Annotated in this window: 17 protein-coding genes and 2 pseudogenes; 10 read left to right on the top strand and 9 right to left on the bottom strand. The window is 38.7% G+C overall.

Annotated features, from left to right (window positions below):
- Positions 1 to 21 precede the first annotated feature (21 nt).
- From SMSK564_RS12695 to SMSK564_RS07220, 5 genes and pseudogenes are all read right to left on the bottom strand, one after another.
- Positions 22 to 435, bottom strand: a complete 414-nt coding sequence (locus tag SMSK564_RS12695) for a hypothetical protein (RefSeq protein WP_000789566.1) — start codon at positions 433 to 435, stop codon at positions 22 to 24.
- Positions 436 to 453: 18 nt separating this feature from the next.
- Positions 454 to 896 (bottom strand): annotated as a pseudogene (locus tag SMSK564_RS07235) (hypothetical protein).
- A gap of 88 nt (positions 897 to 984) precedes the next feature.
- Entirely contained in the window at positions 985 to 1,695 is a 711-nt protein-coding gene (locus tag SMSK564_RS07230; RefSeq protein WP_000749108.1) for a nicotinamide mononucleotide transporter, read from the bottom strand.
- Positions 1,652 to 1,835: pseudogene (locus tag SMSK564_RS07225) on the bottom strand (hypothetical protein). Before SMSK564_RS07225 ends, SMSK564_RS07230 begins: the two are co-directional and overlap by 44 nt.
- Positions 1,816 to 2,466, bottom strand: a complete 651-nt coding sequence (locus SMSK564_RS07220) for a metal-dependent transcriptional regulator (protein ID WP_000188517.1) — start codon at positions 2,464 to 2,466, stop codon at positions 1,816 to 1,818. The pseudogene SMSK564_RS07225 and the gene SMSK564_RS07220 overlap by 20 nt, the downstream one beginning before the upstream one ends.
- 111 nt (positions 2,467 to 2,577) lie before the next feature.
- On the opposite strand from SMSK564_RS07220, the gene SMSK564_RS07215 reads away from it, so the two are divergent.
- Complete coding sequence (locus tag SMSK564_RS07215; protein WP_000160950.1) at positions 2,578 to 3,420, top strand: metallophosphoesterase family protein; 843 nt, start codon at positions 2,578 to 2,580, stop codon at positions 3,418 to 3,420.
- Positions 3,421 to 3,495: 75 nt separating this feature from the next.
- On the top strand, positions 3,496 to 3,933 hold the full coding sequence (locus SMSK564_RS07210) for an Rrf2 family transcriptional regulator (RefSeq protein ID WP_001166790.1): 438 nt from the start codon (positions 3,496 to 3,498) through the stop codon (positions 3,931 to 3,933).
- A gap of 161 nt (positions 3,934 to 4,094) precedes the next feature.
- On the opposite strand, the gene SMSK564_RS07205 is transcribed toward SMSK564_RS07210, so the two are convergent.
- The 3 genes from SMSK564_RS07205 to SMSK564_RS07195 form a co-directional block, all read right to left on the bottom strand.
- Positions 4,095 to 5,168 carry a DUF2974 domain-containing protein gene (locus tag SMSK564_RS07205; protein ID WP_000181732.1) on the bottom strand — a complete coding sequence of 358 codons (1,074 nt, stop codon included), beginning with the start codon at positions 5,166 to 5,168 and terminating at the stop codon, positions 4,095 to 4,097.
- 123 nt (positions 5,169 to 5,291) lie between these two features.
- Complete coding sequence (locus SMSK564_RS07200) at positions 5,292 to 6,068, bottom strand: ferredoxin reductase domain-containing protein (RefSeq protein WP_000820267.1); 777 nt, start codon at positions 6,066 to 6,068, stop codon at positions 5,292 to 5,294.
- Between the two features lie 88 nt (positions 6,069 to 6,156).
- Positions 6,157 to 6,726 (bottom strand): TetR/AcrR family transcriptional regulator, encoded by a 570-nt coding sequence (locus SMSK564_RS07195; RefSeq protein WP_101776789.1) that lies wholly within the window; start codon positions 6,724 to 6,726, stop codon positions 6,157 to 6,159.
- 408 nt (positions 6,727 to 7,134) lie between these two features.
- Here SMSK564_RS07195 and SMSK564_RS07190 point away from each other — a divergent pair, with 408 nt between their 5' ends.
- The 8 genes from SMSK564_RS07190 (at position 7,135) to SMSK564_RS07165 (ending at position 14,694) form a co-directional block, all read left to right on the top strand.
- Complete coding sequence (locus SMSK564_RS07190; RefSeq protein ID WP_000548988.1) at positions 7,135 to 7,812, top strand: response regulator transcription factor; 678 nt, start codon at positions 7,135 to 7,137, stop codon at positions 7,810 to 7,812.
- On the top strand, positions 7,805 to 8,779 hold the full coding sequence (locus SMSK564_RS07185) for a sensor histidine kinase (protein ID WP_000887973.1): 975 nt from the start codon (positions 7,805 to 7,807) through the stop codon (positions 8,777 to 8,779). The genes SMSK564_RS07190 and SMSK564_RS07185 overlap by 8 nt, the downstream gene beginning before the upstream one ends.
- A gap of 798 nt (positions 8,780 to 9,577) precedes the next feature.
- Positions 9,578 to 11,089, top strand: coding sequence for an ATP-binding cassette domain-containing protein (locus SMSK564_RS07180; protein WP_000954194.1), 1,512 nt, complete (start codon positions 9,578 to 9,580; stop codon positions 11,087 to 11,089).
- A gap of 290 nt (positions 11,090 to 11,379) precedes the next feature.
- Positions 11,380 to 12,429 (top strand): DUF389 domain-containing protein, encoded by a 1,050-nt coding sequence (locus SMSK564_RS07175; protein WP_000147503.1) that lies wholly within the window; start codon positions 11,380 to 11,382, stop codon positions 12,427 to 12,429.
- A gap of 313 nt (positions 12,430 to 12,742) precedes the next feature.
- Positions 12,743 to 13,045, top strand: a complete 303-nt coding sequence (locus SMSK564_RS12690) for a TMEM175 family protein (protein WP_004240734.1) — start codon at positions 12,743 to 12,745, stop codon at positions 13,043 to 13,045.
- Positions 12,970 to 13,311 carry a hypothetical protein gene (locus SMSK564_RS0102335; RefSeq protein WP_000397556.1) on the top strand — a complete coding sequence of 114 codons (342 nt, stop codon included), beginning with the start codon at positions 12,970 to 12,972 and terminating at the stop codon, positions 13,309 to 13,311. The genes SMSK564_RS12690 and SMSK564_RS0102335 overlap by 76 nt, the downstream gene beginning before the upstream one ends.
- Before the next feature lie 13 nt (positions 13,312 to 13,324).
- Positions 13,325 to 13,648 (top strand): potassium channel family protein, encoded by a 324-nt coding sequence (locus SMSK564_RS07170; protein ID WP_001253404.1) that lies wholly within the window; start codon positions 13,325 to 13,327, stop codon positions 13,646 to 13,648.
- Positions 13,645 to 14,694 (top strand): DUF389 domain-containing protein, encoded by a 1,050-nt coding sequence (locus SMSK564_RS07165; RefSeq protein WP_000126416.1) that lies wholly within the window; start codon positions 13,645 to 13,647, stop codon positions 14,692 to 14,694. The genes SMSK564_RS07170 and SMSK564_RS07165 overlap by 4 nt, the downstream gene beginning before the upstream one ends.
- Before the next feature lie 243 nt (positions 14,695 to 14,937).
- Here SMSK564_RS07165 and thrS read toward each other — a convergent pair whose 3' ends face one another.
- Positions 14,938 to 16,881, bottom strand: coding sequence for a threonine--tRNA ligase (gene thrS, locus SMSK564_RS07160; RefSeq protein WP_000608367.1), 1,944 nt, complete (start codon positions 16,879 to 16,881; stop codon positions 14,938 to 14,940).
- Positions 16,882 to 16,901 lie beyond the last annotated feature (20 nt).

The raw sequence follows: 16,901 nt of genomic DNA, 5'->3' as shown, positions 1-16,901 counted from the left end.
GCGCGTGTGTTTTCTTATCTATTATAAAATACTCCAAAATGAAATCTGTTTCTGATAGGCCTTAGGAAAATCTCTTTTTAAGTTTTGGCTTATGCGGTAGGAAGGGATGAGATGGCCTAGAATTAGGAGAGTTCCCTGAAGGAGAAGTGGCATACTACTTAAACATATCAAGGAGAGAATCATCAGGCTATCCCATAGGAGAATTTGTAAGGCAAAACGCCAGAATCTCGGTCTAATCTGGGAATAGAGGTGGCTAAAGTGGTCACAAAGCTGATTGGACAGATAGGTCAATAGCACAGGATGAAAGAAAATGAGCCAACCGCTATAAATCAAAATCCAATCCCAAGTAAGCCCTTCTTTAAATGTCAAAAATGCCAGCATGATTCCATCAATGACAAGGACTTGAGTGGTTTTGATATAGATGATGTTTTTCATGATAAAACCTCCTTTTCCTTAGAGGCACTCCCATAAAGAGATGTGTTTGTTGTAAAAGTCTGGATAGTTTTCTCTTAGGTAGTCCGCCGTCCTATAATATAAAGTAGAATGACAAGCAGTGATGAATGGCATAAGAGCGGAAAATCGCTGAGAACTAACGAAGGCTAAGAGCACAAAAAATAGAAAATCAATGGATAAAACCCCTAAATAGTAGAAGCGAATCTTTTTATTGATTTGAGGATAAATCTCAGCGAATTGATGTTTGAGTCGGACAACCAAGCGAAATAACAGGAGTCCTTGAGTAAGGAGGAAAATAAAACCAGATAGCAAGAGCCACCCCAAGATGTATCGGGTCTTTTGCTGAAAAATGCGAATAGTAGCAAATCGATAACTGCAATTGCTGTAAAATGGATTCTATAGAGTTTTTCATGACAAGACCTCCCTCTTTTATCTAGCTTCATTCTACTCCAAAAGAATGGGAGTTACAAGTAAAATGATAAAAAATTTTAGTAAGGAGATTCTATTAGATTTCTTTATTTGATTTTCCTCTTATTGTTCCACCTCTTCATCATTCCAGACAAATAAAGCTCCGATTGCATTGAGGATATAAAAGATGTATTTTCCGATATTGGCAAAGTTTCCTTGAATGCCAGCCTTTGTCAGCTGAACGAAATTGTAAATCAACCAAAAACCCCACTGAGTTGTTAGTTTCAATGCGTTCAAAGCATTGGCAATGAGGGATAGTGCAAAGGCAATAGTTGTCACGTAGGCAAGGAGATTCATCTTTCCTCCATAGCCGATATAGTTGGTCGCAAAGGCAAAGAGGAAGGCGATGATGGAAATGATGATGGCCGCCAATTTTAGCTGTTTTTGGCTCATTTGGTTGGGTCTGCCTTCTTGCGAAGCTTCCCATTTCTTAATAGCAAAGGTATAAATGAGGAAGGTGACGGGATAGGTGATAATAGCCGCCTTATTTCCAAGGATATAATCAATGGTGCCAGACAAAATGGTATTAATAATACCGAAGTAATTTCCCCATTTGCTTAATTTTCCCGTGAAACGAGTGGACAGCATGGAAATCCCAACGTTGGTTACGGAAATCAATCCAAAAGGAACAAGAGCAGTCCATGGTCCCCAGTCTACGAATTTGTCGAGACGAGAGTTGAGGTAACCAGATGCAATCGCAATCCCAACGACCAAAGCAACTCCGAAGAGGTCAAACCATTTGGATGTCGCAAAAATTTTTAGTGATTTTTTCATAGGTTAAACTATCTTTCTTGTTTTTTACAAACATTCTACAACTAAATGAAAGCAAAATCAAATGATAGAAATAAAACCCTGAAAATCAAACTTTCAGGGTTGGTAGTGGTACTTGAGAAGTTAGTCGATTTTCTCGACATAGAGTTGTTTTGCAATGTCCATATTCACTTGTAATTCCTCGTCTTTACTAAGGATAGTGAAGGTGTTGCTGAAGCCATCAAACTGCTTGACTTGGAGCGGATCACCGATGTGAAGTGAGTGCTTGTCCAGATAATGGAGAATGTCAAAACTATCGTGAACCCGAGTCAGGCGGTAGGCGCCAGCTTCCTTGATGTCAGCTAGTGGCAGGTTATTGATTTCAACTAGGAGTTCTCCCTTGGCAGGAATAGTTCCTCCGTGAGGGCAGGTCTTGGGGAAACCTAGCAGTTTATCCAGTCTTTCCACGAATAGCTCAGAGACAGTATGTTCCAAGACTTCAGCTTCCTCGTGAATTTGATCACTTGTATAATCTAAATGATGGACTAGAAAAACTTCAATCAAGCGATGCTTACGATAGAGTTCAGAGACCAGTTTGAGGCCGAGGTCAGTCAGTAGATAGCCACATTCCTTGTCCTTGAGGATGAGATTTTCACTCTTCATCCGTTTAATCATTTCAGTTACGGCAGGGGGAGAGACTTGCATACGAGCCGCAATTTCCTTGTTGGTGATTTTATGCAGGTCTATGCCAATTTCATAAATACATTTTAGATAATCTTCTTTATTCGGGGTCATTCGCTTCCTCTTGTCTAATATCTTTATCTAGTATATCAAAAAAAGCTAGATTTCTCTAGCTGTGACTTTTTATGTTATACTTATTGCAAGAGAAAAAACGAGGAGATGGATATGACGAAAATAGCTCTTCTTTCAGATATTCATGGAAATACCACCGCCTTGGAGGCTGTTTTGGCAGATGCTCGGCAGCTAGGAGTGGATGAATACTGGCTTTTGGGAGATATTCTCATGCCAGGGACAGGGCGTAGAAGGATTTTGGACTTGTTGGCTCAACTACCGATTACAGCTAGAGTTTTGGGAAACTGGGAAGATAGTTTGTGGCATGGTGTCCGCAAGGAACTAGATAGTACTCGTCCTAGTCAACGCTATCTCTTGCGCCAGTGCCAGTATGTTTTAGAGGAAATTTCCCTAGAAGAAATTGAACTGCTCCACAATCAACCTCTCCAGATTCATCGTCAGTTTGGGGATTTGACGGTGGGAATTAGCCACCATCTTCCTGATAAGAACTGGGGGCGTGAGTTGATTCATACTGGGTCGCAAGAGGATTTTGACCGCTTGGTGACCAATCCGTCCTGTGATATTGCTGTTTATGGTCATATTCACCAGCAGTTACTTCGTTACGGGACTGGTGGACAATTGATTGTCAATCCAGGTTCGATTGGGCAACCTTTCTTTCTAGATGCCCAGTTGCGGAAGGACTTGCGGGCCCAGTATATGATTTTAGAGTTTGATGACAAGGGCTTGGTAGATATGGACTTCCGACGGGTAGACTACGATGTGGCAGCTGAATTGCAGCTAGCTAGAGACCTCAAGCTCCCCTATTTTGAGGTTTACTATGAAAGTCTGGTCAATGGTATCCACCACACTCATCATCAGGAATTTCTTAGAGAATTGGCCCAGAAAGAGGGATATGATAGGGAATTAGATGCTTGGTTGAAAAGTGGTAACGATTGACATTACAACTAAAAAGGGTATAATAAAAGAAAAAGAAGAGTAGAGGCAGGGTAGCCTCGTAAAAAGGAGAAGAGGATGCAAATTCCAAGTAGATTTACCATTGCGACTCATATGCTGATAATTATTGCCCTCGAGGGGAAGGAAAGCAAGGTGACCAGTGATTTTCTGGCTGCTAGTGTCGGGGTTAATCCTGTCATTATCAGAAAAACCTTGTCCCAGTTGAAGAAGGCAGAGCTGATTTCAGTTGCACGAGGAACAGGTGGGACAGAGATTGTTAAGGATCTCAAGGATATTAGTCTTTTAGATGTTTATCAGGCGGTTGAGTGTCTTGGTAAGACTGGTCAGCTCTTCAGTTTCCATGACAATCCAAATCCAAATTGTCCAGTTGGAGCTCATATTCATGAGGTTTTGGATCAAAAATTGGAGAGAATTCAGCTGGCCATGGAGACTGAACTTGGTCAGACCAGTCTAGAGCAAGTCGTGGCCGATGCAGAGAGTCAGATGAAGGATTGAATTCTTCTTTAAAACAAAAAAGCTTATGAGAAGGTTTTTATACTCAATGAAAATCAAAAAGCAAACTAGGAAGCTAGCCGCAAGCTGTACTTGAGTACGGTAAGGCGACGCTGACGTGGTTTGAAGAGATTTTCGAAGAGTATTACCTTTTCATAAGCTTTTTATCTATTCTTCCAGGCTTGGTAACGGGTATCAATCAATAATTGGGTAAGGCGTCCCATAGTTTCCCTTTCTTCTGGAGTGAGGGATTGAGCTTGGACAAAGAGATGATGAATGTGTTCAAGCGCCTTTAAGGAAGACAAGTCATTGATAGAAGTAATACCAGAATCAAGAATGGTGCCAAAGAAGAGGTCGAAGTAAAGTTGGAGTTCCTCGTCAGGGACTGTTGCCACCCATTCCTTGAAGGTTGTGTCAACTTGTTGGCTATCACTGTTGGTCTTATCCAGTTGGACGAAGTGCTTGTCCTCAATCTGCCAACTAAAGGTATCGTGCTGGGCGATACCACCCAAGGCAGTACTGTGCACGATGATTTGCTGGTTAGGGATTTCCAGCATCATACCGATAATGGAACCTTGTGGGATGAAGACCTTGGTTCTATCCATTATCCTTTGATAACCTGCAGTTTGTGTTAGTTCTTTGTGGAGACCAGGCGCATCAAAGGTATAAACTGCTGTGATTTGATTTTGCAAGCTTTGCTCAATTTGGCTAGCAGCATAGATGGCTAAATTTCCTCCCTTGGAATGCCCAGCCAGAATGACCTTTTGATTAGGATGGTGGGCAAAAAAGTTCTTTAAATAGCGGAGAGCGTGCTTTTGAGCAGGAATTTCCTTCATATAGGTTAGGTGGAAATCTTCCTTCCAGCCAATGATACTGTCATCTGTCCCACGAAAGACAATCAGATAGGTATCGAGAGTGAGGCGGTAGGTCATAGCCGCAAACTGTTTTTGCAATTCAGGATCAATGTCATTGACAAAATGGGAGAGTTTGCAATTTTTGAAGCGTTTGTGTTGAGCTAGTTCATCTAATAGCTGGAGGCGATTTTTACTAGTAAGCATGGTGGGTTCTCTTGGAACCTGAGGTGCTAGGTCTAAAAGTCGCTGAGGAGCTGTGGAGACCAGATTATCAAATGAGAGATAGGTGATTTCTGTTAAGGCTAAAACATCTAATTCATTCAAAGGAAGGTCGTAATAAGAATCGTGTGCGACATCTTTCAGATAATCAAAAATATTGGTCATAAGAGCTCCTTTCTTTTTATTTATCTTATCACAAACACATAGAATTTACTAGTTGGTTTGTACGATCTCTCTACATACCGACCTATAATGGTATGATTTAGATACATAGAAGACAGTTTGCTTTTATTTCAAACCTCTAAACATACTTGTTTGTATCTGTTTGGCGTCAATCCCATTCTCTTTTAAGAAATTCTTCATCTCATTTATATCATCAGGTTGGCCGGTTAAGAGATAAATAGCTTGGTTACCGTATTTCACAACCGCATTTTTTAAAAATGCTTGGCTTTGAGAAAAGGTTTCGCTAGTTTTATAAGTTAGATTCGGATTATTCTTACTAAGCTCTCTTAACTCATTATCAAAAATGTTTACTCCTTTGTCTAAATGATTAAGAATGATGGAGCGCTTACCAGTCCACTCTTTCACAACTGGACGTAGAGTAGAAATACCGACATCAGAGGCAAAACAAACCAGTGCTTGGTCATTGTCTTTAACAGATAAAGATGACTCCAGCCAACTCATCTCAATTTTACTACCAGCTGGTAAATGTGTTAAGGTTTCCTTAAATACGCTACCACTATTATGGGTTACAATAAGAATTTCATCCTCATCAGGAGTGGAAGCAAGGGTTAGCCATCGGCTAGCCTGATCCTCCTTTACTGGACTTTTGTCTGGACCAAACGAGCTGTCAGGAAGCTTAAACTGAGCATAGGAGCCAGCTTTCCCTATTTGATTTTTTGGTTTTGTGATGTGAACTAAATACAAATCTCCGCTGGGATTTTCAATGGATTTTATCGATAAAGTTTGACTTCGTCCAAGATAGGTAATGATTCCCCAAGATATAAAGCCGAGCACTCCAAGTGTAGTTAGAATAATTATGAACATTTTTTTCCCTCGTTTCATTTTTAACTCCTATAGTGTAGTAATTTTCTATGAATGAATAATATTTTTTTTCATTCAATAATTTCCAAAAAATAAAGAAAAGATTTCTTTATTTCAGTATTCCTTTAATGAAGTTGGTTGCTAGTATTTCTACAGTTTTGCTAATATCTGGAAAATCATTTTCTGTGATATGCATATCCATGTAGTAAAATAGGTTGTAAACTTGTAAAATATCTTGAATTTTTTCTGGAGAATGGCCTTCAGCCTGCAAACGATGAGTAAAGGTTTTCACGAGAAATTGATGAAATGGATTCGTGACTTTCCCTTCTTCTGAGGAATAGTAGCTATGCAACTCATCTGCTATGGCAGGATTGTACCATTCTGCAAGGATTTTATTGGAAGAAACGAGTGCTCTGGATTGAGCAAAGAGTTGACTAATAAGATCAATCATATCAATTTCCCAATCCAGTTCTTCGATCATAGTTTGGCGAACACGGTTGTTTTCATCAATATAGATATCTAAAAAAATAGCCTCTTTACTTTCGTAATAGTTATAAAAAGATCCGACTGCCATATGAGCTTGTCTAGCAATTTCTGAAATTCCTGTCGCCTTGTATCCTTTTTTTGAAAAAACTTCATAAGCTGCGGATTTCAAAGCCTGTTTTTTGTCCAATTTGATTCACCTCTTTTCTGAATGAATATTAAATATTGTTCATTCATATCTTAACAAATCTTTTTCAGATTGTCAATCTGAAAGCTAGAACTTTTTACGGATACCACTTGATAAGGAGCTTTTCAATGTTAGAAGAGTATAGAGTGTCGTTTTAACTACACTCAAGGTTTGGAAGAATAGATATAAATTTTGGTTAAGGGGATGGATAAAAGAACTGAAATGAGGGTTGAAAAAATTAAAAATAAATGGGTAGTGCTGGCACTATGTCTGAAAATAAGGTATGATATCAATGGGGTTATTCACTATCTGTTTTTGAGCTGTTGTGACAAGGAAATGTCAAAAAAGTATTAGATACTAAGCCCTCTATTTATACTAAAGGATTTAAGACTCCTAAAATTAGCAAAGGAGAATCAGATGCACAAGATTTTATTAGTAGAAGATGATCAGGTCATTCGTCAACAGGTCGGGAAAATGCTCTCTGAATGGGGATTTGAAGTGGTCCTGGTAGAAGACTTTATGGAAGTTTTGAGTCTATTTGTTCAGTCGGAACCTCATCTGGTCCTCATGGATATTGGACTGCCTTTGTTTAATGGCTATCACTGGTGTCAGGAGATTCGCAAGATTTCCAAGGTACCCATCATGTTTCTGTCTTCGAGAGACCAGGCTATGGATATCGTCATGGCGATTAACATGGGCGCGGATGACTTTGTGACCAAGCCTTTTGACCAGCAGGTTCTTTTAGCCAAGATTCAGGGCTTGCTACGCCGTTCCTATGAGTTTGGGCGTGACGAGAGTTTACTGGAATACGCCGGTGTGATCCTCAATACCAAATCCATGGATTTACATTATCAAGGCCAAGTCTTGAATTTGACCAAGAACGAATTCCAGATTTTACGAGTTTTGTTTGAGCATGCGGGCAATATTGTAGCGCGTGACGACCTCATGCGGGAACTTTGGAATAGTGACTTTTTCATTGATGACAATACCCTATCTGTTAATGTAGCTCGTTTGCGTAAAAAATTGGAAGAGCAGGGTTTGGTAGGATTTATCGAGACCAAGAAAGGGATAGGGTACGGACTGAAGCATGCTTGATTGGAAACAATTTTTTCTAGCCTATCTGCGCTCCCGTAGTCGTCTGTTTGTCTATCTACTTTCTTTGACGTTTCTGGTCTTACTCTTTCAGTTTTTATTTGCCAGTTTAGGAATTTACTTTCTCTATTTTTTCCTCTTGTGTTGCTTTGTAACCATTTTATTTTTTGCTTGGGACATATTGGTAGAAATGCAGGTATATCGTCAGGAACTTCTCTATGGGGAGAGGGAAGCTCAGTCTCCTTTGGAAAGAGCCTTGGCTGAAAAATTAGAAGCGCGTGAGATGGAACTCTATCAGCAGAGGTCAGATTCAGAAAGAAAACTGACGGATTTGCTGGATTACTATACCTTGTGGGTTCATCAGATTAAGACCCCCATTGCAGCCAGTCAACTCTTAGTTGCAGAAGTAGATGATCGCCAATTAAAGCAGCAGTTAGAACAGGAAATTTTTAAAATCGATTCCTATACCAATCTAGTTTTACAGTACCTGCGTTTAGAAAGTTTTCATGATGATTTGGTCTTAAAGCAGGTTCAAATTGAGGACTTGGTCAAGGAAATAATTCGTAAATACGCTCTTTTCTTTATTCAAAAAGGCTTAAATGTCAATCTACATGACCTTGATAAAGAAATCGTGACGGATAAAAAGTGGCTGCTAGTGGTCATTGAACAAATTATCTCAAACAGTCTCAAGTACACCAAGGAAGGTGGTCTGGAGATTTATATGGACGGGCAAGAGCTTTGTATCAAGGATACGGGAATCGGGATAAAAAACAGTGATGTCCTCCGAGTCTTTGAACGTGGCTTTTCAGGATATAATGGACGCCTAACTCAGCAGTCATCTGGACTTGGCCTCTATCTATCTAAGAAAATTTCTGAAGAACTAGGTCACCAGATTCGCATCGAGTCTGAGGTCGGAAAAGGAACGATAGTGCGGATTCAGTTTGCTCAAGTGAACCTAGTCCTTGAGTGAGCAGAGACAATTAGTTTTTACCCAATCTCTTTTTGCTATATTTCAGGATATTTGAAGACTGTTTTTTACAAAACCAATAATAGAATTTTTAATACGGAATATAGTATAAATACTGGTTCAAAGTGAAGTTTTGTATGCTTTATACTTTTGTTGAGTATAAAATCTATAAACTAAGGGTGAATTACAAAAATTAATTTGAGATGAAGTGAATTGTAGACTTGGGAAATGTCTCCTATTCGATTTCAGAATGAATCGTTGATACAGGATTAAAAGAACTGCAACTTTCTTTTTATTTTGAATGAGATAGGTGTATATAGATTTGTGTAACTGGTGTAGAACTGTTTCCAAGAATTTATTGAATGTATCGAATACACACATTCTATTGATTTTGAACCAGTTTTTAATTTCTAAATGTTATAATAGTTTTATCAAGTAAAAGGAGACTGCCATGATTGGAGACAATATAAAATTCTTACGAAAATCACATAATCTGATATAACCAGAATTTTCACGGATTGTGGGTGTGTCACGAAATAGCCTAAATCGTTAGAAAAACTGAAAAAGCTTACTTTCAATAGAAGTATTGGAAATATTCATTTTACATCTATCAAAGAAACATGGGATAGACCTATATTTTACAAAATAGCAAATTATATTTTGAATGATAGTAAAAACTGCAGTACTTGTGTGATTTACAATTATTGCACTCAATGTCCGAGTATCGCACTATCTGAAATAGGGAATAGTAGAGATTGTTCTGCGATATGTAAAAAAACGCATTAGCAAGGAGTATCGTATATGCTATCATATCTTAAAACTATTAGATGGTATCTCTTCTTTAATTTTCTTTTTGGTGTAGTATCGAATATCTGCACAGCTTTGTTACCGTATTTCACGCAGGCATTAATCAAAGGGGATTATCAAGTAGCTCTATATGGTTACTCTATGTCAGTGGCAGGCTATTTGAGTTGTAACTATATCCAAATGATACTTGATTGGAAGCAGGGGATTATCTTTTCGACTACTTTGAAAAATGAGTGGTTTCGTTCACTTCTGGGACTCAGTCACCACGATTTCAAGCAGAAAACAGTAGCAGAGTATATTTCCTATCAATCTAATGACCTAGATTCGTTGGAAAAGGATTACCTTCCTCCATTGATGAGTTTTATCAAACAAATTTTACGTATCATCATTTACGCTTTCATTATTAGCAGAACAATTAATCCTATTGTATCATTGATTTTAATCTTTTCCACTGGAATTAGTATTCAAATTCCTAAAATCGTTGGGAAGTTGACCGCTAATCGCAGACAGGTTTACTTGAAAAAACAAGGAGATTACTATCGAACTTTGGAGGATTTGCTCATGGGACATCATTTGGTAAATAAACTAACTATGTCGCATTTTTTGAATCAACAAAAGAGTTCTCTAAAGAATTTGCAGGATAAGTATTTTAAGTATGGTTTGACAAAAATTACTGGCATCTTATTGACAGGTGTTTCTTTTGAATTCATTAGTCTTGTTCTGTTTATTTATTTAGCCTACTCTCTATCTCACCAGCAACTCGGTATTCCTGAGGTGGTGGCGAGTTTCGGATATATTAATGCTTTTTCTGAACCAATACAGGAAATCCTTTATGATTTACAAATGTTAGAGTCCGTAAAGCCTGTAATCAAGAGTTTTCAAAACATTGTTGGGAGACCCGTTTCAGTTCAAGCACCTCAACATTCTTTTGATACGATTACTTTGAAAAACATTTCCAAACAAATGGGAGAATCAAAATTGATAATTACTTCCGCTACGATTCAAAAAGGGGATAAAATTGCGCTTATTGGTAAGAATGGGTCTGGAAAAAGTAGTCTTCTCAACATTTTAAATGGAACAGATGAAGATTTTGAAGGACAAATTGTGCTAGATGGGCTTGTTTTGGACCATCTTTGGGGAAGATTCGGTATGATTCTGCAACAAGAACATACATTTATTTCAAGTTATGAAAATAATGTAACGCTATTCAATAGTTTCAATGAAAAATTCAGAGAAGAAGATTTTGAAAAAATTCCACCACAATCCCTGTCAGGTGGTCAGCAACAACGAATGTATTTAAATCGTGAGAAAAATCGTAAAAATCCATTGCTTATCCTAGACGAACCTTTCTCTGCCTTGGATACTAATCAGTTTAAAATGGAATTGGAAAGAGTTCTGGAACTACCAAGTGCCGTCATTGTTACTTTACATCGCCAAAACGAATTATTAAGTAAGTTTGACCAAGTTTGGGAAATTAAGAATGGAGAACTTGTAATTTTGAAATAGCTAAATTATAAAGAATAAAACGCATAGTATCAAGGTTCAGGAGATATCGTTTTTCCTTCTTCGGATAAGGAAACAAAAATTTCTTGCTTCATCTATCTGTTAAATTGAGAGATTTCCTCAGAGAAAGACTGTAAAATTTTTGATATAATGTTAAGGATGGACTGACGGATATTTAAAAGATAATGTTCAAAAGAATAACAGGTGAGAAGAAAAATATGTAAGATTGGACAGAAGTATCTCTACCATCATCCATGCAGAAACAAGATTATATGAAATAAAAGGAGTAACTAATGACCGGAAACTATTCAACACGTGAATACCGTGAGAAATTATATGATGATCTTCATGTTCGATTAAGAGATACAGTGATTTTGATGTGTGCGATTTTTATTGCCTCTATCGGCCTAAATATGAATTCAACGGCTGTCATTATTGGAGCCATGCTGATTTCCCCTCTTATGACACCGATTGTTGGACTGGGGTTTGGTTTAGCTATTTTTGATACGCGTTTAATCAAGCAATCTCTAGAGGTTTTATTTACCCAAGTATTGGTTAGCTTGCTTGTCTCGGCTCTGTATTTCTGGATTTCTCCCTTATCTTATGAAAGTAGCGAATTGATTGCACGAACCTCTCCAACAATTTGGGATGTGCTCATTGCTATTGCTGGTGGGATAGCAGGTTTCATTGGTTCAAGGAAAAAAGAAGCAAACAATATCGTACCAGGAGTAGCCATTGCAACAGCTCTGATGCCACCTATCTGCACTGCAGGTTACGGTTTAGCTAATGGAAATGTACGATTTTTATTTGGAGCTCTTTATCTTTTCTTGATCAACTGTGTCTTTATCATGCTAATCAACATTGTTGGAACAAGAATTATGATGAGAAAATCTCCCTTAAGTTCATTTAAAGAGCTAAACATTAAAATGAGAATTGGGTTGATATCCTTGATTGTATTATTGATTCTTCCGGCTAGTTATTCAGCAATTACTTTGACGATAGATCAAGCGCGAAAAGAAGGAATCAAACAGTTTGTAGGAAAAGAGTTCGCCAATCACACGGTCATTAATCAAGTCTACAAATCAAGAAACAATGAGTTGGTCTTGACGGTTGTTGGAGATCCGATTTCAGAAGAAGAATTAGAAACGCTCCACCAAAAACAAGCCTCTTACGGTATTCAATCTGTTCAATTGAAAGTCAATCAAGTTCATAATTCGACAAAATTAGACAGTGATTCGACCAAGGAATTTTATGAAACCATTAACAAGTATATCGATCAAAAACTCTCTGAAAAGGATTCACAAAAAGATCTCGTAAAAGAAAATGAAGCAGACAAGGATTGAGGACAATGAACTGAATCGGTTTTTACGCCGTGTTTTTCTTGTATCTTCCTCTTTCTTACTTATAGCAGGTTGTTTTTGATAAATCTAAGCAACACTAAATGATGAAGTGAAAGGGGATGAATCTTTGATAGTATTCATTTATTGTGAAATATGATATATTTATTAATTAGATGGATGAATACTTCTAGAGTTAAATATAGCATAATAGGGACAGACTTTTTGGTTTATTTTTGTTTGTAGTCGGATTATGAAAGAATATCCAATATTATGCGATAAGATAGAATGTTACAAAAAAGAAAGGGGATGCAATCCGATGAAGAAAGACAGATTAATTGTATTGACAGATGCTGTTCTAGCAATTATTATGACCATCTTGATTTTAGAGTTAGAAAAACCAACAACACCAAGTCTTGAAGCTTTTTGGGATTTACGGCAAAATTTCTTTGCTTGTTTTCTTTCCTTTTTCTGGTTGGGATCGTTATGGATGGCACTAAACACATTATGGGAAAAGGTTGAGAAAATTTCCTCAGAAATTATTTGGTGGAATTTGTTTCTACTCTTGGAGCGGCAGGAGTTCTCTTTGGAGAATTTCATGCCATCCAAGATACCAGTCTGAATGATGTGGTGGACCGGATCTATATAAATGTCAAGGATTTACCGTTTCAGTCCTTGGGAGCTTTAGCTAATATCCTGTCTGATGTTAAGAAGGGACTGATTCAAGACAGTCATATCTGGTCTTTCTTCCAGTCATTTTTCAAACAATATCAGTTGATAATCAGCTTAAATCAGATCTATCAGTTTGTCTATCTTTCTCTGATGGAGATCATGTCCTATCTTCACTTTGATTATTGGAAAAAACGGCTCGGTCAGGAGCTAGTATGAATAAGGAGAACAAATGAGACGTTTAAAAATGTTATGGCATATTATACAGGTTACGGGTTTTACTCGGTTTGCTCTGAGTTTTGTGACCTTTGTTTTTGGGTCAGGAGGCGTGCTTTTCCTAGTTGAACCTGCTATCACAAATTACGGAGACGGTCTTTGGTATGCTTTTGTGACTTCGACGACTGTCGGCTACGGGGATCTCCTAGCTGTGACCTTGATTGGAAGGATTACCAGTGTCTTCTTGACGATTTATGGGCTCATATTTTTTGGCTGTTTATCAGCTGTTATTATTAATTATTATACCGATTTAAATAAGGAAAGAGGAGAGGACAAATGACTGCCAATTATTCAACACGGGAATACCGTGAGAAATTATACGATGACCTTCATGTTCGATTGAGAGATACAGCGATTTTGATGTGTGCAATTTTTATTGCCTCTATCGGTCTAAATATGAATTCAACAGCTGTTATTATTGGAGCCATGTTAATTTCACCTCTCATGACACCGATTGTTGGACTGGGATTCGGTTTAGCTATTTTTGATACGCGTTTAATCAAGCAATCTCTAGAGGTTTTATTGACTCAAGTGTTGGTCAGTTTGCTTGTCTCGACTCTGTATTTCTGGATTTCTCCCTTGTCTTATGCAAGTAGCGAGTTGATCGCACGAACCTCTCCAACCATTTGGGATGTTCTCATTGCTATTGCTGGTGGGATTGCTGGTGTGATCGGTTCAAGGAAAAAAGAAGCAAACAATATCGTGCCAGGAGTAGCCATTGCTACAGCTTTGATGCCGCCTATCTGTACTGCTGGCTATGGTTTAGCTAATGGGAATGTACGATTTTTATTGGGGGCTCTCTATCTTTTCTTGATCAACTGTGTCTTTATCATGCTAGCCAACATTGTTGGAACAAGAATTTTGATGAGAAAATCTCCTTTAACTTCATTTAAAGAGCTGAGCATTAAAATGAGAATTGGCTTGATTTCTTTGATTGTATTGTTGATTCTTCCAGCTAGCTATTCGGCAGTTACTCTGACAATAGAACAAGCGCGCAAAGAAGGGATCAAACAGTTTGTAGGAAAAGAGTTCGCCAATTATACGGTTATTAATCAAGTCTACAAGTCAAGTAACAATGAATTGGTCTTGACGGTTGTTGGAGATCCGATTTCAGAAGAAGAATTAGAAACACTCCACCAAAAACAAGCCTCTTACGGTATTCAATCTGTTCAATTGAAAGTGAATCAAGTTCAGAACTCGCCAACATTAGATAGTGAAGCGACCAAGGAATTTTATGAAAACATTGACAAGTATATTGATCAAAAACTCTCTGAAAAAGATTCACAAAACGATCTCGTAAAAGAAAATGAAGCAGACAAGGATTGAGGATACTGACTTTATCTAACTCATGAAAGTAAATCTTGTGTGGTGGTTTGGTCAATCACTACTAGCTCGGATTAAATAATACTCTTCGAAAATCAAATTCAAACCACGTCAGCGTCGCCTTACCGTACTCAAGTACAGCTTGCGGCTAGCTTCCTAGTTTGCTTTTTGATTTTCATTGAGTAAAAATATAAAAAGCAACAGCTGAAATAGTTGTTGCTTTTTAGGTAGCTAGGATTTTATCTCTTATTTCTCAACGCGTGATTTGTTGGCGATATCAGCTAGGATAGCTTGAACAAAGTCATCAACTGAGACAGTTTGTGTTTCTTTTTGGCCATAGCGACGAACGTTAACAGTTCCGTCTTCCATTTCCTTGTCCCCAACGATCAATTGGTAAGGAATCTTGCTTGTTTGTGACGCACGGATCTTGAACTGCATTTTTTCATTGCGCTCATCTACATCTGCACGGACACCACGGTCACGGAGTTTTTTAGCTACTTCCCATGCGTAGTCCACGTGTTTTTCGTTAGATACTGGGATGAGAGTTACTTGGTGAGGTGCTAGCCATGTTGGGAAGGCACCCTTGTAGTTCTCAATCAAGATAGCTGTGAAGCGTTCCATAGTTGAGATAACTCCACGGTGGATCATAACTGGACGGTGCTCTTCACCATCAGCTCCGATATATTTAAGGTCGAAGCGTTCTGGAAGCAAGAAGTCAAGTTGGATAGTAGAAAGAGTTTCTTCTTTTCCAAGAGCGGTCTTAACTTGAATATCCAATTTTGGTCCGTAGAAGGCTGCTTCACCTTCGGCTTCAAAGTAGTCCACGCCCATTTCATCAAGGGCTGCACGAAGCATGGTTTGAGCATTTTCCCACATCTCATCGTTGTCAAAGTACTTGTGAGTATCTTGAGGGTCACGAAGAGAGAGGCGGAAGCGGTATTCAGTCAAGTTGAAATCTTCATAAACATCGATAATCAACTGAAGGGCACGCTGGAATTCTTCTTGGATTTGTTCTGGAGTCACAAAGAGGTGACCGTCGTTGAGTGACATTTCACGTACACGTTGAAGACCAGTGAGGGCACCAGATTTTTCATAACGGTGCATCATACCGATTTCAGCAATACGGATTGGCAACTCACGGTAAGAATGAACATGGTGTTTGAAGACTTGGATGTGGTGCGGACAGTTCATTGGACGAAGGACAAATTCTTCCCCGTCACCCATGTCCATAGTTGGGAACATGTCTTCTTGGTAATGATCCCAGTGACCAGAAGTCTTGTAAAGTTCAACAGAAGCAAGTGGTGGAGTGTATACGTGTTGGTAGCCAGAAGCCAACTCTTTGTCTACGATGTAGCGTTCCAATTCACGACGGATAGTCGCACCATTTGGCAACCAGAATGGAAGTCCTTGACCAACCTCTTGAGAAATCATGAAGAGATCAAGCTCTTTACCAAGTTTACGGTGGTCACGTTCCTTAGCTTCTTCACGCATTTGAAGGTAGTTTTTCAAGTCTTTTTTGTCAAACCAAGCTGTACCGTAGATACGTTGCATCATAGCGTTGTCGCTATTTCCACGCCAGTAAGCACCTGCTACATGGAGAAGGTGGAAGATTTGGATACGGCCTGTTGAAGGGACGTGTGGGCCACGGCAAAGGTCTACATATTCACCCTGACGATAGATAGTCAAACCGCCTTCGTCTTCTGAGTGTTCTTCAATCAATTCTAATTTGTAAGGGTCGTTCTTGAAGATTTCACGTGCCTCGTCTTTAGTAACTTCTTCACGGATTGATGGGAAGTTTTCTTTGACAATTTTTTGCATTTCTTCTTCGATACGAGGAAGGTCTTCGTTAGAGATTTGACCAGCTGTGTTGTCAGTATCGTAGTAGAAACCATCTTCGATGGCTGGACCAACTCCCAAGTGAATGTCTGGGAACAGACGACGAGCTGCTTGGGCGAACAAGTGAGCAGCTGAGTGACGCAAGATTGGAAGGGCATCTTCGTGATCAGGTGTCACAATTTCGATGCTTCCATCTTTAGTAATAGCACGAGTAGTATCGATAAGTTTGCCGTTAAATTTACCAGCCAAGGCTTTTTTAGCTAGGGAATTGCTGATAGATTGGGCAATTTCAAAAGTTGTAACGCCAGATTCGAATTCACGAACAGCGCCATCTGGGAAAGTAATGTTAATCATGATGTTCTCCTTACTTATAT

This window comes from Streptococcus mitis SK564 (assembly GCF_000148525.1).
In the GTDB taxonomy this organism is placed as follows: domain Bacteria; phylum Bacillota; class Bacilli; order Lactobacillales; family Streptococcaceae; genus Streptococcus; species Streptococcus mitis_H.
This window is presented reverse-complemented; position numbering and strand designations above follow the sequence as displayed.

Bases quoted from the DNA above. Each gene is read 5' to 3' on its own strand.
- SMSK564_RS12695 (WP_000789566.1), bottom strand. From the start codon at position 435: ATGAAAAACATCATCTATATCAAAACCACTCAAGTCCTTGTCATTGAT.
- SMSK564_RS07230 (WP_000749108.1), bottom strand. From the start codon at position 1,695: ATGAAAAAATCACTAAAAATTTTTGCGACATCCAAATGGTTTGACCTC.
- SMSK564_RS07220 (WP_000188517.1), bottom strand. From the start codon at position 2,466: ATGACCCCGAATAAAGAAGATTATCTAAAATGTATTTATGAAATTGGC.
- SMSK564_RS07215 (WP_000160950.1), top strand. From the start codon at position 2,578: ATGACGAAAATAGCTCTTCTTTCAGATATTCATGGAAATACCACCGCC.
- SMSK564_RS07210 (WP_001166790.1), top strand. From the start codon at position 3,496: ATGCAAATTCCAAGTAGATTTACCATTGCGACTCATATGCTGATAATT.
- SMSK564_RS07205 (WP_000181732.1), bottom strand. From the start codon at position 5,168: ATGACCAATATTTTTGATTATCTGAAAGATGTCGCACACGATTCTTAT.
- SMSK564_RS07200 (WP_000820267.1), bottom strand. From the start codon at position 6,068: ATGAAACGAGGGAAAAAAATGTTCATAATTATTCTAACTACACTTGGA.
- SMSK564_RS07190 (WP_000548988.1), top strand. From the start codon at position 7,135: ATGCACAAGATTTTATTAGTAGAAGATGATCAGGTCATTCGTCAACAG.
- SMSK564_RS07185 (WP_000887973.1), top strand. From the start codon at position 7,805: ATGCTTGATTGGAAACAATTTTTTCTAGCCTATCTGCGCTCCCGTAGT.
- SMSK564_RS07180 (WP_000954194.1), top strand. From the start codon at position 9,578: ATGCTATCATATCTTAAAACTATTAGATGGTATCTCTTCTTTAATTTT.
- SMSK564_RS07175 (WP_000147503.1), top strand. From the start codon at position 11,380: ATGACCGGAAACTATTCAACACGTGAATACCGTGAGAAATTATATGAT.
- SMSK564_RS12690 (WP_004240734.1), top strand. From the start codon at position 12,743: ATGAAGAAAGACAGATTAATTGTATTGACAGATGCTGTTCTAGCAATT.
- SMSK564_RS07170 (WP_001253404.1), top strand. From the start codon at position 13,325: ATGAGACGTTTAAAAATGTTATGGCATATTATACAGGTTACGGGTTTT.
- SMSK564_RS07165 (WP_000126416.1), top strand. From the start codon at position 13,645: ATGACTGCCAATTATTCAACACGGGAATACCGTGAGAAATTATACGAT.
- thrS (WP_000608367.1), bottom strand. From the start codon at position 16,881: ATGATTAACATTACTTTCCCAGATGGCGCTGTTCGTGAATTCGAATCT.